The organism is Roseivivax jejudonensis (assembly GCF_900172265.1).
In the GTDB taxonomy this organism is placed as follows: domain Bacteria; phylum Pseudomonadota; class Alphaproteobacteria; order Rhodobacterales; family Rhodobacteraceae; genus Roseivivax; species Roseivivax jejudonensis.
The window spans coordinates 396,804-411,672 of sequence record NZ_FWFK01000003.1 but is presented as its reverse complement, the minus strand read 5'-3'; the positions used below and the strand labels follow the sequence as shown (position 1 = coordinate 411,672).

10 protein-coding genes are annotated in these 14,869 nt (G+C 67.1%); 9 read left to right on the top strand and 1 reads right to left on the bottom strand.

From position 1 onward, the window contains the following. Positions 1–4 precede the first annotated feature (4 nt). The 5 genes from ROJ8625_RS09855 to ROJ8625_RS09835 all read left to right on the top strand — a co-directional run bounded on the left by ROJ8625_RS09855 (position 5) and on the right by ROJ8625_RS09835 (position 5,276). Entirely contained in the window at positions 5–1,549 is a 1,545-nt protein-coding gene (locus ROJ8625_RS09855; protein ID WP_085791708.1) for a sugar ABC transporter ATP-binding protein, read from the top strand. Between the two features lie 67 nt (positions 1,550–1,616). Next, positions 1,617–2,600: an ABC transporter permease gene (locus ROJ8625_RS09850; RefSeq protein ID WP_085791707.1), complete on the top strand. Its 984-nt coding sequence runs from the start codon at positions 1,617–1,619 to the stop codon at positions 2,598–2,600. Then, on the top strand, positions 2,597–3,595 hold the full coding sequence (locus ROJ8625_RS09845; RefSeq protein WP_085791706.1) for an ABC transporter permease: 999 nt from the start codon (positions 2,597–2,599) through the stop codon (positions 3,593–3,595). Before ROJ8625_RS09850 ends, ROJ8625_RS09845 begins: the two co-directional genes overlap by 4 nt. Next, complete coding sequence (locus ROJ8625_RS09840) at positions 3,595–3,909, top strand: L-rhamnose mutarotase (RefSeq protein ID WP_085791911.1); 315 nt, start codon at positions 3,595–3,597, stop codon at positions 3,907–3,909. Before ROJ8625_RS09845 ends, ROJ8625_RS09840 begins: the two co-directional genes overlap by 1 nt. Beyond that, on the top strand, positions 3,906–5,276 hold the full coding sequence (locus tag ROJ8625_RS09835; RefSeq protein WP_085791705.1) for an FGGY-family carbohydrate kinase: 1,371 nt from the start codon (positions 3,906–3,908) through the stop codon (positions 5,274–5,276). Before ROJ8625_RS09840 ends, ROJ8625_RS09835 begins: the two co-directional genes overlap by 4 nt. 142 nt (positions 5,277–5,418) lie before the next feature. Here ROJ8625_RS09835 and putP read toward each other — a convergent pair whose 3' ends face one another. Then, positions 5,419–6,888 (bottom strand): sodium/proline symporter PutP, encoded by a 1,470-nt coding sequence (gene putP, locus ROJ8625_RS09830; protein WP_085791704.1) that lies wholly within the window; start codon positions 6,886–6,888, stop codon positions 5,419–5,421. A gap of 500 nt (positions 6,889–7,388) precedes the next feature. On the opposite strand from putP, the gene ROJ8625_RS09825 reads away from it, so the two are divergent. Genes ROJ8625_RS09825 through ROJ8625_RS09810 form a run of 4 tightly spaced genes read left to right on the top strand, consistent with a single transcriptional unit; the run spans position 7,389 to position 14,821 of the window. Beyond that, the gene (locus tag ROJ8625_RS09825; RefSeq protein ID WP_085791703.1) at positions 7,389–9,638 is read left to right on the top strand and encodes an acyl-CoA dehydrogenase; all 2,250 of its coding nucleotides are present in this window, start codon (positions 7,389–7,391) and stop codon (positions 9,636–9,638) included. After that, complete coding sequence (locus tag ROJ8625_RS09820) at positions 9,635–10,921, top strand: acetyl-CoA C-acetyltransferase (protein WP_085791702.1); 1,287 nt, start codon at positions 9,635–9,637, stop codon at positions 10,919–10,921. The genes ROJ8625_RS09825 and ROJ8625_RS09820 overlap by 4 nt, the downstream gene beginning before the upstream one ends. Continuing rightward, on the top strand, positions 10,918–12,993 hold the full coding sequence (locus ROJ8625_RS09815; RefSeq protein WP_085791701.1) for a 3-hydroxyacyl-CoA dehydrogenase NAD-binding domain-containing protein: 2,076 nt from the start codon (positions 10,918–10,920) through the stop codon (positions 12,991–12,993). Before ROJ8625_RS09820 ends, ROJ8625_RS09815 begins: the two co-directional genes overlap by 4 nt. Beyond that, entirely contained in the window at positions 12,986–14,821 is a 1,836-nt protein-coding gene (locus ROJ8625_RS09810) for an acetyl-CoA hydrolase/transferase C-terminal domain-containing protein (protein WP_234984227.1), read from the top strand. Before ROJ8625_RS09815 ends, ROJ8625_RS09810 begins: the two co-directional genes overlap by 8 nt. Positions 14,822–14,869 lie beyond the last annotated feature (48 nt).

Here is a 14,869-nt window from a genome sequence, read left to right as displayed (position 1 = left end):
TCCCATGAACTATTCAAGCGACATCGCTCAGGGCGTGACGGTCCCGGCCGAACCGGTGCTGCGCCTGTCGGGTATCACCAAGACCTTTCCGGGCGTGCGCGCGCTCGGCGACGTGGAGCTAGAGCTCTATCCCGGCCAGGTGACCGCTCTCGTCGGCGAAAACGGTGCGGGCAAGTCGACGCTGGTGAAGATCCTGACCGGCATCTACCAGCCCGACAGCGGCACGATCGAGGTGGACGGGCAGGAGACGCGGTTTCCGACCGCGACCGCGGCCTCGGATGCCGGCGTCACCGCGATCCACCAGGAAACGGTGCTCTTCGACGAACTGACGGTCGCTGAGAACATCTTTCTCGGTCACGCCCCGCGCGGCCGGTTCGGCCTGATCGACTGGGCGGCGATGAACACGAAAGCCAAGGAGATCCTGACCCGGATCGGCGCGCAGATCGGCCCCTCGACGGTGCTCCGCGACCTCGGCATCGCGTCGAAGCACCTCGTCGCCATCGCCCGCGCACTGTCCGTGGACGCGCGGGTCGTCGTCATGGACGAGCCGACGGCGTCGCTGTCCGCGGCGGAGATCGAAGAGCTCTACGAACTGGTCGAGCGGCTCAAGGCCGAGGGCAAGGCGATCCTCTTCATCAGCCACAAGTTCGACGAGATCTTCCGCATCGCCGACCGGTACACCGTCTTTCGCGATGGCGAGATGGTGGAGGCCGGGATGATCGCCGACGTGACCGAGACCCAGCTCGTGGAGAAGATGGTCGGCCGCGCCGTCGACACGATCTTCCCCGAACGGGACCGCCGCCCCGGTGCGGACGTGCTGACCGTCGCGGGGTACTCGCACCCGACCGAGTTCGCCGATATCGGCTTTACCCTGCGGCGGGGCGAGATCCTCGGCTTCTACGGCCTCGTCGGGGCCGGGCGGTCGGAATTCATGCAGGCGCTCTTCGGTGTCACGCGGCCCTCCAGGGGCGCCTGCCGGATCGACGGAAAGGTGGCGGTCATCCGCTCGCCCGTCGAGGCGATCGAGAAGGGCATCGTCTACGTGCCCGAGGACCGCGGCGCGCAGGGCGCGGTCACCGCCATGCCGATCTTCCAGAACATCACGCTGCCCTCGCTGCGGACAACCTCGCACAAGGGCTTCGTGCGCATGGCCGAGGAATTCGCGCTTGCCCGCAAGTACACCGAACGGCTCGACCTGCGCGCCGCGTCGCTCGACCAGAACGTGGGCGAACTGTCGGGCGGCAACCAGCAGAAGGTGGTGATCGCCAAGTGGCTGGCGACGCGGCCCAGGGTCATCATCCTCGACGAGCCCACCAAGGGCATCGACGTCGGCTCCAAGGCCGCGGTGCACGAATTCATGGCCGAGCTTGCCGCCGAGGGGCTGTCGGTCATCATGGTCAGCTCCGAGATCCCCGAGATCCTCGGCATGTCGGACCGGGTGATCGTCATGCGCGAGGGCCGCATCGCCGCCGAATACGACCGCGAGGGCCTGACCCCCGAAACGCTCGTCCGCGCCGCCGCCGGCTACGACGGGGAGGCGGCGGCATGACGCACCACGCCGCGGCTTCTTCTTGGCAAAAATACTCGAAATCCTGTCCTTTCAGCCGGAGCGCCGCATGATCCGCGACTTCGTCACGTCCCGGGAGGCGATCCTCGTCGCCGCGCTGATCGCCCTGATCCTTTTGGTCGAAAGCCGGTTTTCGGGCTTCGCCGCGCCCGGCAACCTCGCCTCGGTGTTCAACGACACCGCGATCCTGATCATCCTCGCGCTCGGGCAGACGCTGGTGATCCTGACGCGCTGCATCGACCTGTCGCTTGCCTCGAACCTCGCGCTGACGGGCATGGTCACGGCAATGATAAACGCCGCCATGCCGGGGGTTCCGGTCGTCGTGCTCATCGCGCTGGCGATCGCGCTCGGGCTCCTGATGGGCGCGTTCAACGGCCTGCTCGTCTGGAAGCTCGACATCCCGCCGATCGTGGTCACGCTCGGCACGCTGACGATTTTCCGCGGGCTGATCTTCCTCGTCTCGGGCGGCGAATGGGTCAACAGCCACGAGATGGGGGCCGCCTACAAGGCGCTGCCCCGGTTCGAGATACTCAGTTTGCCGGTCCTGTCGTGGATCGCCATCGCCGTTATCGCGGGCTTCGCCGTCCTGGTGAACCGCTCCGCGCTCGGCCGGGCCTTCTACGCGGTGGGGGGCAACCCGCACGCGGCGGTCTATACCGGCATCGACGTCGGCAAGACGCGCTTCGCGGCCTTCACCATCGCGGGCGGGCTGGCGGGGCTCTGCGGCTACCTCTGGGTGTCGCGCTACGCGGTCGCCTACGTGGACGTCGCCGGCGGGTTCGAACTCGACGTCGTGGCGGCCTGCGTGATCGGCGGCATCTCGATTGCTGGCGGACTTGGCACCGTCACGGGCGCCGTGCTCGGCGCGCTCTTTCTCGGCACGATCAAGAACGCGCTGCCCGTCGCGGGCATCTCGCCGTTCTGGCAACTCGCGATCTCGGGTGCCGCGATCATCGTCGCCGTGGCCTTCAACGCCCGGAGCAACCGCAAACAGGGCCGCATCATCCTGAAATCCGCGGAGCACGCCACATGAGCCTCGCCGACGGAACACGCCCCCGCCACCTGCCGGACCGCCTGTCGGGCCGCGGGGCACGCGTCCTGAAAAGCTGGGAGCTTCTGCTCTTCGGCATCGCTGTTCTGATCTTTCTCGCCAACACGCAGGCGAGCCAGTATTTCCTGGATCCCTGGAACCTCTCGGACGCGACGTTCAACTTCACCGAAAAGGCGATGATCGGCTTTGCCATGGCGCTCCTGATCATCTCGGGCGAGATCGACCTGAGCGTCGCCGGCATCATCGCGCTCGCCTCGACCGCGATGGGCTGGGCGCTGCAGTTCGGCGTCGGCACGCCGGGGCTCGTCGCCATCGGTCTCGCCGTGGGCCTGCTCTGCGGAGCGTTCAACGGCGCGCTCGTCACCCGGCTCGGCCTGCCGTCGATCGTGGTGACGATCGGCACGATGAGCCTCTTTCGCGGGATCAGCTACATCGTCCTCGGGGACCAGGCCTTCAACGGCTATCCCGAAAGCTTCGCCTGGCTCGGGCGCGGCTACGTCTTCTGGGTGATCTCGTTCGAGCTTACGCTCTTCGCGGTCTTCGCGCTCATCTACGGGGTGGTGCTGCACAAGACGAACTTCGGTCGGCACATCTACACGATCGGCAACAACCCGACCGCGGCACGCTTCTCGGGCATCCGGGTGGAGCGGGTGAAGATGATCCTGTTTCTGCTGACCGGGCTCATGTCCGGCATCGCCGCGATCTGCCTGACAGCGCGGCTTGGCTCGACGCGCCCCTCCATCGCCTATGCGTGGGAGCTCGAGGTCGTCACCATGGTGGTCCTCGGCGGCGTGTCGATCCTCGGAGGTTCGGGCTCGATCCTCGGTGTCGTGATCGCCGCGCTCGTCATGGGCATGGTGACCTTCGGCCTCGGCCTTCTGAATGTGCCGGGCATCGTCATGTCGATCTTCATCGGCGCGCTCCTGATCGGCGTGATCGCGATCCCGCGCCTCGTGGCCAAGCTTCGGCGGTCATGATGGAGAAGATTGCTTTCCGCATGTCGCTCCGTCCGGGCATGGCCGAGGAATACAGGCGCCGCCACGATGCGATCTGGCCCGAACTGGTCGATCTGCTGCGCGGGGCCGGCGTTCAGGACTACTCGATCCATCTCGACGCCGAGTCGAACGCGCTCTTTGCCGTGCTCTGGCGGCGCGCGGACCACGAGATGGACGACCTGCCGGGCCATCCGGTAATGCAGAAATGGTGGGCCCACATGGCCGACATCATGGAGACGAACGCCGACGGATCGCCGAAATCCGTCGATCTGCCGTGCATGTTCCACCTGGCATGATCGCACCGCGCCACATCGCCGTGCTCGACGTCGGCAAGACGAACGCGAAGCTCGCGCTCGTCGATGCCGAAACGCTCTCCGAGATCGCAGTCGAGACGCAGCCGAACACGGTTCTTCCGGGCCCGCCCTGGCCGCATTTCGATCTCGATGGTCACTGGGCGTTCTTCCTCGCGGGTCTGAGGCGGTTGCACGCGGCGCACGGTATCGATGCGATCTCGGTGACAACGCACGGCGCCTCGGCAGTCCTGCTCGACGCCAACGGTGATTTGGCCGCGCCCATGCTCGACTACGAACATGACGGGCCGGACAGCCTGAGGGCGGAGTACGATGCGCTGCGTCCCGATTTCACCGAAACGGGGACGCCACGGCTCCCGGCAGGACTCAACCTCGGGGCGCAGCTGAACTGGATGCTGAAAACCGATCCCGGTCTCGATGCGCGGCTCGCGCATGTCGTGACCTACCCGCAATACTGGGGCTTCCGCCTGACGGATCAGCTCGCGACCGACGTCACCTCGCTCGGATGTCACACGGATCTCTGGAGGCCGTGGGCCGGCCGTCCCTCGGCGCTGGTGGACACGCTCGGCCTGGCAAGTCGCCTGGCCCCGCCGAAGCGCGCGACCGACATTCTGGGATCCCTCACGCTTGAGGTCGTGCGGCAGACCGGTTTGCCGGCGCAGACCCCGGTGGCCACCGGCATCCACGACAGCAACGCCTCGCTGTATCCGCACATCCTGTCGCGCACGCCGCCGTTTTCCGTCGTCTCGACGGGCACTTGGGTGATCGCGATGGCGGTCGGCGGCGCGCCGGTCGCCCTGGACCCGGTGCGCGATACGCTCGTGAACGTCGACGCGCGGGGAGAGCCGGTGCCCTCGGCGCGCTTCATGGGAGGCCGGGAATACGAGGTCATCCGCAACGGGCGCACCGCCGCGCCAACGGGTGCCGACCGCTGTGCGGTCCTGCGTCGCGGGACAATGCTGATGCCGGGGATCGAACGCGGCTCCGGCCCGTTCGCGGGCCGCGCCGGCGGCTGGCATGGCACGCCAGGGACGGTGGGCGAAGAAATGCTCGCGCTGTCGTGGTACCTCGCGCTGATGACCGATATCTGTCTCGAGCTTGCCGGCGCCGCTGGCCCCGTGATCGTCGAGGGGCCCTTCGCGCGGAATCCCGACTATCTCGACATGCTGGCCGCGCTGCGGCCCGAGGGCGTGGTCTCGATGACCTCGGCGACCGGAACCAGCATCGGCGCGGCGCTGCTGTTCGCGGAAGGGGCCGGCGCGACGAGCGGCGAAGCCGTGTACGCCTCGGATTCCCCGAGCCTGCGCGCATACGCAGCGGACTGGAGGCGTGCGCTCGACACGGGCGCCTGACCAATGACGCTCCAAGACCGGTCCTCGATAGGCCAGGCGTCGCGCGGGGCGTGCGGATCTTTCCGCCACAAAGACCGAATGGCCACTGCGGCGCGCTCTTGAGCGTGGCAAAGGCCGGCGCACCGGCCTCTGCCATATCGTGTCATTCGGCGGGTGACGCCTGGGCGGAGCGGAACTCGCCCTGATCGGCTGTCGCGAGGCTGACTGCGTAGATGGCGAGCCAGGACAACGCGAAGCCCGGGATCATCTCGTAAAGCCCGGTCGCAGCCTTCAGCGGTGTGAAGATCCACACCCCGACGGTCACAGCACCGACGACGAGGCCCGCCACCGCGCCGGCGCCGTTCATGCGCGGCCAGGTCAGCGACAGGATCATCAGCGGGCCGAAGGCCGCACCGAAGCCCGCCCAGGCATTCGATACGAGGCCCAGCACCTGGCTTTCGGGGTCGCCGGCAATCAGCGCGGCGACAATCCCGACCGCAACGACGGCGATGCGCCCGACGGTCACCAGGGTCGTCTCCGACGCGTTCTTGTTGAGCACGAGCTTGTAGAAATCCTCGGCGAGCGACGAGGACGACACCAGAAGCTGGCTCGAGACCGTCGACATGATCGCTGCGAGCAGCGCCGCTAGCAGGAAGCCGGTGACCAGCCCCGGAAAGAGGTTCTCGGCCAGGTAGATGAAGATCGTCTCGCTGTCCTCGATCGACACGCCGTTCCGCTCGACATAAGCGCGGCCGAAGATGCCGACGCCGATCGCGCCGATCAGCGCGATGCCCATCCACGCCATGCCGATGTTACGCGCGGTCGAGACCGCGGCGACGCTTTTGACGGCCATGAACCGGACGATGATGTGCGGCTGGCCGAAATATCCGAGGCCCCATGCCAGGAGCGAGATGAACCCGATGAAGGTCATGTCCGAGGTCCACCAGCCGAGGGTGAATCCTTCGATGCCCGACAACGTCTCGCGGGCCTGACCGAAGCCGCCGCCTTCGCCGGCATAGAGCACGATGGCCGGCATGATGATGAGCGCGAGCATCATGATAAGGCCCTGGCAGAAGTCGGTCAGCGACACCGCGAGGAAGCCTCCCACCACCGTGTAGGCGAGCACGACGCCGAGGGTCAGCCAGATGCCGACCTGGTAGCTGCCGTCGAACGCGCTCTGGAAGAGCTTGCCGCCCGCGACGAGACCGGAGGCGGTATAGACTGCGAAGAAGACCACGATGATGACCGCCGAAACCATGCGCAGCGTCCCTCCTTGAGAGGGAAAACGGTTGGCGAGGAACGCCGGGATCGTGAGCGAATTGTCATAACGTTCCGTCTGCTCGCGCAGACGCGGCGCAACCACGATCCAGTTGACGAGCGCCCCGATGAAGAGGCCGATGCCGATCCACGCTTCGACGAGGCCGGACGCGTAGAGCGCCCCGGGAAGGCCGAGAAGCAGCCAGCCGGACATGTCGGAGGCGCCTGCCGACAGCGCGGCGACAGCCGGGGGAAGGTTGCGTCCGCCGAGGATGTACTCCTCCGAATTGCCCGTCGCGTTCTTGTAGGCGTAGACGCCAATCCCGAGCATCAGAATGAAGTACGCCGCGAGGCTGATTAGAACTCCTAAAGACATCAAGGCCCTCCGAGCTGTTTCGTGTTTAAACCGACATGGCTCTTCTGGCCTGACGTGCGTCCGACCATGACTGACTTTCACATTCGATCAAGTTTTGCGTGAAGAGCGCTCCACCCGCCCGGAGCGTGATCCAAGGCGCTTTGGTTCGGTCGCATCGGTCCCCGGGTGCGACTGATGGCTTGCCAAGGCATCGCACCCGCCGCGCCGCGGTGGTCGAGCATCGGCGGGTTGGGACCGAAGAGTTCAACGCCGCCGCATTGCTGCCGCCGTTCGAGCGCCCGACAACTTAGGACATCCATACAATACCCTGATAAGTAAAAATAATCTTATTGCGCGTGCGGGCGGCGCAGACGGGGAATTTCAGCCGTCGCACCCGTCTGCAGTCCCGATTCCGGTCGGGCCGTCCGCCGCGCCTGCGGTCGCAGCGAACGGGTCGGCAGGAACCCGAAGGGCGGCGCCGCTCGTTATTCAGACAAGGTCATTCAACATGGGGCCGGGCCATGAGCCGTTTTCGTCAGGATTACATCACCAAGCCGATCCACCGTTGGGCGCGGGGCGCGCTGCCGCGACTGTCGAAGACCGAGGCGGAAGCACTGTCGGCCGGCGAGGTCTGGTGGGATGCCGAGCTTTTCTCCGGGAATCCCGACTGGTCGAAGCTGTCGGCCGTCGAGACGCCGACGCTGACCGCCGAGGAGCAGGCGTTCCTCGAAGGCCCGTGCACGCAGCTCTGCGAGATGATCGACGATTGGTCTATCAATCACGAGCGCGCCGACCTCCCGCCTGAGGTCTGGCAGTTCCTGCGCGAAAAGGGCTTTTTCGGGATGATCATCCCGAAAGATCACGGCGGGCTCGGCTTTTCGGCGTTCGCGCATTCCGAGGTCGTTCGCTACATCTCGACGCGCTCGGTGGCGGCAGCGGTCACGGTCATGGTTCCGAACTCGCTCGGGCCGGGCGAACTCATCATGCAATTCGGAACCGACGAGCAAAAGCAGCACTGGCTGCCGCGCCTTGCGGACGGTCGCCAGTTGCCCGCCTTCGCCCTGACGAGCGCGGAGGCCGGCTCCGACGCGTCGGCGATGACCGACAGCGGTGTGGTCTGCCGCGGCACCTGGAACGGCGAGGACGTGCTCGGCATCCGCCTCAACTGGGCCAAGCGGTACATCACGCTGTCGCCGGTCTGCACCGTGCTCGGCCTCGCGTTCAAGCTGCGCGATCCCGACGGTCTTCTCGGCGACGAAGAGGATATCGGGATCACGTGCGCGCTGGTGCCGACGGACCTGCCAGGCGTCGATACAGGGCGCCGCCATATCCCCGCATCGACGATGTTCCAGAACGGTCCGACCGAAGGCCACGACGTCTTCGTGCCGCTCGACCACATCATCGGCGGCGACACGTTCGCCGGCCGCGGCTGGATGATGCTGATGAGCGCGCTGGCCGCCGGGCGGGGGATCTCGCTGCCGTCGCTGTCGGCAGCGGCCGTCGCACTTTCCGCCCACACCTCGGGCGCGTATGCGCGGGTGCGCGAGCAATTCGGCCTGCCGATCGGCAGGTTCGAAGGCATCCAGGCGCCACTCGGCCGGCTTGCCGCCGGGTCCTACGAACTCGACGCTGCGCGCCGTCTGACCTGCGCCGGTCTCGACGAGGGCCGGTCGCTCGCGGTGATTTCCGCGATCATGAAGCTGCACGGCACCACGCGGATGCGCGAGGCGCTGAACCATGCGATGGACATCCATTCCGGCAAGGCCGTCATCGACGGGCCGTCGAACTACCTCGCGCCGCTCTACAAGGCCGTCCCGATCGGCATCACCGTGGAGGGGGCGAACATCGTCACACGCAATCTGATCGTCTTCGGGCAGGGATCCATCCGCGCGCATCCCCACCTGCTGGACGAGATGCAGGCGCTGGAAGAGGAAGACGACGCCAAATCGCTCGAGGCGTTCGATACGCACTTCTGGCGGCACGTGAGTCACTCGACCAAGACGTTTTTCCGGGCGCTCGGGCGGGCCTGGACCGGCGGCCGGGTGGCGCCGGCGCCGTTCGCCGGTGGGGCGACATGGATTTACCGGCAGGTGTCGCGCTGGTCGGCGGCCTATGCATTGACCGCCGACATGGCGTTCCTCACGCTGGGCGGGGACCTCAAGCGCAAGGAAATGATCTCGGCCCGCATGGGCGACGTTCTGTCGGATCTCTACATCCTGACGGCGGCGCTGAAACGTTTCGACGATGACGGGCGGCCGAAGTCGGACCTGCCGCTGCTCGAACATGCCGCGCACAGCGCGCTGGCGCGCATCCGCCGGAGCATGGACGAGGTCCTCGCCAACTTCCCGGTCCGCTGGGCGGCGACGCTGCTTCGCGTGGTGACGCGGCCCGGCGGCACGTCGCGCGGTCCCGACGATCACCTGACCCGCGCCTGCGCGGAGTACCTGATGGCGCCCTCGGACACGCGCGACAGGATCGTCGGCCGCCTGTTCGGCGGCTGCGATCGGGACGGCGTCCGTCAGCTTGACGATGCGTTCCAACGGGTCATCGCCGCCGAGCCGATCCGCAAGCGGTTGCGCGAGGCGGACATGACCGCCGAGAGGGGGCTCGAAGCCGGCATCATCTCGTCCGAGGAGAAGACGGAACTCGACGCGATGCAGGCGGCGGTGGACCGCGTCGTCGCGGTCGATGATTTCGCGCCGGAAACGCTCGCCGGCTACTTCCCCGACTACGATCTGCCGGCGCGCAGGGCACCGGAGGCCGCGGAATGACAGGACGACCCGTCTACCTCGTCGACGGCGCCCGCACGCCGTTCCTCAAGGCGCGGGGCAAGCCCGGCCCGTTCACGCCGGTCGATCTCGCGGTCCAGTGCGGGCGTCCGCTTCTCGCGCGGCACCCCTTGCCGGAGACAGCGATCGATCTCATGATCCTCGGCTGCGTGAACGTCATCGCGGACGAGATGAACCCGGCGCGGGTCGCGGCACTGCGACTCGGACTGCCGACGCAGACCGTCGCCTTCACCATGCAGATCAATTGCGGATCGGGGATGCAGTCGATCGACACGGCGTACCGCTACATTCGCGACGGATCCCACGACATGATCCTTGCCGGCGGGACGGAGGCGCTCAGCCATTCGCCGCTGGTTCTCCGTGACGAGGCCGTCGAATGGTACGCCGGCCTGGCGCAAGCCAAGGGTGCCGTCGACATGGCCAAGCACATGAAGGACCTGCGCCCAGGGTTCCTCAAGCCGGTCATCGGCCTCGAGCGGGGGCTGACCGACCCGATTACCGAACTCAACATGGGCCAGACCGCCGAAGTGCTGGCCCATCGTTTCGGAATCTCGCGAGAGGACGCGGACGCCTACGCGGTTGAAAGCCATCACCGTCTGGCCCGCGCGCAAACCGAGGGGTGGCTCGCAGGCGAGGTCGAACCGGCCTTCGACAGCGATGGCGGCGTGCACGACAGCGATGACGGGGTACGTCCGGACAGCGACATGGACGCGCTGGCAAAGCTGAAACCCGTGTTCGAGAAACCGTATGGCAAGGTAACGGCCGGCAACGCGTCGCAAATCACGGACGGCGCCTCGTGGACGCTGCTCGCCTCCGAGGCCGCGGTCGAGGAGCACGGTCTGACGCCGCTTGCCCGGATCGCCGACAGCGATTGGGCCGCGCTCGATCCGTCGATTATGGGCCTCGGGCCGGTCCTATCGGCAACGCCGATCGCGAAGCGCAACGGTCTGGGCGGCGCGGACATCGATCTTTGGGAAATCAACGAGGCGTTCGCCGCACAGGTCTTGTCTTGCCTGGCCGCGTGGGACGACGAAAGCTTCTGCCGCGACGTGCTGGGCCTCGACGCCGCGTTCGGACAGATCGATCGCGACCGCCTGAACGTCGATGGCGGGGCGATCTCGCTCGGTCACCCGGTGGGCACGAGCGGCAATCGCATCGTGCTGCACCTGGCGAACGCGATGAAACGCCAAGGCGCCCGCCGCGGCATTGCGACCGAATGCATCGGCGGCGGGCAGGGCGGAGCAATGCTGCTGGAGGCCGCATGACCGGACCGGTTCTGACGCATCTCGGCAAGACCAAGCTCGAACTCGGCCCGACCGAGGACATCGCGCCGGCGCAGAACTGGCGCGCGGCGACCGATGGCGACCGGATCGCGTGGCTCACGCTCGACGTCGCCGGCAGCAGTACGAACACCGTGTCGGAGGCGGTCATTCGCGAGCTTGTTGATCATGTCGAACGGCTGGAGCGTGAACGGCCGAAGGCGGTCGTCATCCGCTCGGCCAAATTGTCGGGCTTTGCGGCGGGCGCGGATATCTCTGGCTTTGCGGACATGGCCGAGAGCGGCGCTGCGGATCTCCTTCGCCAAGGTCACGGGATTCTCGACCGGATCGCGCGTCTTGAATGCCCGACCATCGCTGTAGTGCACGGTGCGGCGCTCGGCGCGGGGTTCGAACTGGCGCTCGCATGTGATCGACGCATCCTGATCGACGGCGGCTCGTTCGGCTTTCCCGAAGTGCAATTGGGCCTCCATCCCGGGCTCGGGGGCACGTTCCGCTTGCCCGCACTCATCGACCCGCTCGAGGCGATGACGCTCATGCTCACCGGGAAGACCGCCCACACGCGCAAAGCCCGGAAACTCGGGATTGCCGATACCGTCACCGAGGAGCGCCACGTGGCCGCGGCCGTGCGCGCCTTCGCGTCCGGCGACGCGCCGGACCGCGATACCGGCGTGAAGGCGCGTGCTCTCGCGCTCAAGCCGGCGCGCCAGATCGCCGCGCGAAAGATGCGTGGAGAAACCGCCAAGAGCGCCGCGCCGGATCATTATCCCGCGCCGTACGCGCTGATCGACCTGTGGGAAGAGCATGGTGGGAATCCCGAGGCCATGCAGACCGCGGAGATCGAGAGCTTCGCGAAGCTGCTGGAGACCGACACCGCCCGAAACCTGGTTCGCGTCTTCTTCCTGCGCCAGTCGTTGCGAGAGGCCGCGCAGGGCGAGAGCGGGATCACTCGGGTCCATGTGATCGGGGCCGGAGAGATGGGCGCCGACATCGCGGCCTGGACGGCGATCAAGGGCAAGACCGTGACGCTTGGTGACGTCGACACCGCGCAACTGGGCGCGGCGCTGCGGCGGGCACACAAGACATGCAAGGGCGCGCACCTGACGTCGGCCGAGACGCGCGATGCGATCGACCGGCTGATGCCGGACCCGAGCGGATACGGGATCGCGCGGGCCGACCTGGTGATCGAGGCGGGCCCGGAAGACCCCGGAGTGAAAGAGAAGATCTATTCCGACCTCGCCGACCGGATGAAGGAGGGAGCGATCCTCTCCACCAATACCTCCAGCCTGCGTCTGGCTGCACTGGCGAAGGTCGCCCCCGACGCCGGTCGCTTCGCGGGGCTGCACTTCTTCAATCCCGTGCCGAAGATGCAGCTGGTGGAGGTCGTGTCGCATCCCGACACGGCGCAGGACGTCAGCGACCGGCTCGCGGCGTTCTGCGGTGAGATCGGGCGCCTCCCGGCGTCCGTGGCGGACGCGCCGGGCTTTCTCGTGAACCGCGCCCTGACCCCGTATCTCATGGAAGCGATGACGCTCATGGACGAGGGCGTGTCGAAGGAGGACATCGACCGCGCCGCGCTGCGCTTCGGGATGCCCATGGGTCCGGTGACACTCGCCGATCAGGTCGGGTTGGATATCTGCCTGCATGTCGCCGACAGCCTCGCCGCCGACCTCGACGCGCCGATGGCCGAGGTTCCGGGCTGGTTGCGCCAGAAGGTCGACAGCGGCAACACCGGCAAGAAGGCCGGAAAGGGCTTCTACGACTGGAGCGATGGCGCCCCCGACATCGGCGATGGCGACGCCGACCCGGAGCTCATCGACCGTCTGATCCTGCCGATGCTCGACGCGTGCGTCGAATGTCTGCGCGCCGGCGTCGCGCGGGACGACGACCAGATCGACGGCGCGATGATTTTTGCGACGGGCTTCGCGCCGTTCCGCGGGGGCCCGATGCACTATTCCAAAACGCGCGGTCCCGGCGAGATCGGCGACCGCCTCGCGAGCCTCGCCGCGCGCCAGGGCAAGCGCTTCGAGCCGGACCGGGGCTGGTCGGATCTTGAGTGAGCCGACTTGCCTCGACGATGCGGCCGCCACCGCCCGTGAGATCGTCGCGCGGCTCGGCACCGACATCCGCGTCGGTCTGCCGCTCGGCCTCGGCAAGCCGGTCACGCTCGTCAACGCGCTGACGCGGCTGGCGCGCGACACTCCGGAGATCCGCGTGTCGATCTTCACCGCGCTCACGCTCGAGAGGCCGACCCCGTCGTCGGACATGCAGCGGCGTTTTCTCGAGCCCGCAATGGACCGGCTGTTCGGAGCCTATCCGCAGTTCGACTACGCCGCGATGATCCGCGACGGAACGCTGCCCGCCAATATCGAGGTTCGCGAGTTCTTTTTCCTGGCGGGCCGATGGCTCGGGGTCGCGCCGGCACAACAGGATTACGTTTCGGTCAATTACAGCAATGCCCGCGACGTTCTGCTGGCCCAGAAACCGAACCTGATCCTGCACCTCGTGGCGCGGGACGGCGACCGGTTGAGCGTCTCGTGCAATCCTGACATCACCGCCGACCTGATGGAGATGCGCCGCGACGGCCGCCTCGACGCGCTCTTCGTCGGAGAGACCAACACGCAACTGCCCTTCATGCAGGGCGCCGCGGCGTTTCCCAAGGCCGAGGCCGACATTCTTTTCGAGCCGCCCGAGCCGTTCGAGCTGTTTTCGGCGGTCAAGCAACCGGTGGACGACGCCGCGCACGCGATCGGGCTGCACGTGTCGCGGCTGATCCCCGACGGCGGCACGCTGCAGATCGGTATCGGCGCCATTGGCGACGCGGTGGCCCGGTCGCTGCTGCTCCGCGACCGCGGCGAAATCCGAGCGATCCACGCGTCCTGTCCGTTTCCCGACGACGGGTTCGGAGAGGACGCGCCCTTCGACGCGGGCCTGTACGCGGTCACCGAGATGCTGGTCGACGGGCTTTTGCAACTGTTCGAGGCCGGGATCATACGACGCGAGGTCGACGGCGCCGCGATCCATGCCGGTTTCTTCGTCGAAAGCCGGGCGTTCTACGCGCGGCTGCGCGATCTCGGCCCCGCGCGGCGCGCAAAGATCGCGATGTCGCCGGTGAGCCATACGAACACGCTTCTTGGCGACGAGACCGGAAAGCGGGTGGCGCGCACCGAAGCAAGGTTCGTCAACTCGACGATGAAGGTCACGCTCCTCGGGGCCGCTCTGTCCGATACGAAGCCGGACGGGCAGGTGGTCAGCGGGGTCGGCGGCCAGAACGATTTCGTCGCGCAGGCCCATGCCCTTGCGGACGGACGATCGATCATCACGCTGCCCGCCACCCGGCAGACCGGTTCGGGCCCCGAAAGCAACATCGTCTGGACGCAGGCGAACGAGACGATCCCGCGCCACATGCGCGATATCATCGTGACCGAATACGGGATCGCCGATCTCTGGGGGAAATCGGACGCGGAGTCGATTGCCGCTCTGCTCGAGATCGCGGACAGCCGCTTTCAGGCCGAGTTGCTCGACACGGCAAAGGCGGCCGGCAAGATCCGGAAAGATCACGAGATTGCGCCGGCGCGACGGTCCAACACACCCGAGACGCTGAGCGCGTGGCTGAGCCCGTATCGCACCGACGCGCTGCCGGACTTTCCCTTCGGGACCGACTTCGACGAAACGGAGCGCCGGCTCCTGCCGGCTCTGACCAGGCTGAAGGCGGCCGGCGCATCGCGCCGTGACCTTATGCGGCTGGCGTGGCGTGGGTGGTCGAAACGCGGCCATCATGCGGCCGCGCTCGAACGAATGGGGTTCGAACCGCCCGAAGACATCCGGTCGGCATTCAAGGCCGCCGCGCTGGCCGGTGCGCTCGAGGAGAGCCGTCCGCTGCGCTGACCTCGGTGCGTGGCGTGTCTCCCTGATCTCCTGCCTCCGGGGCAGTAT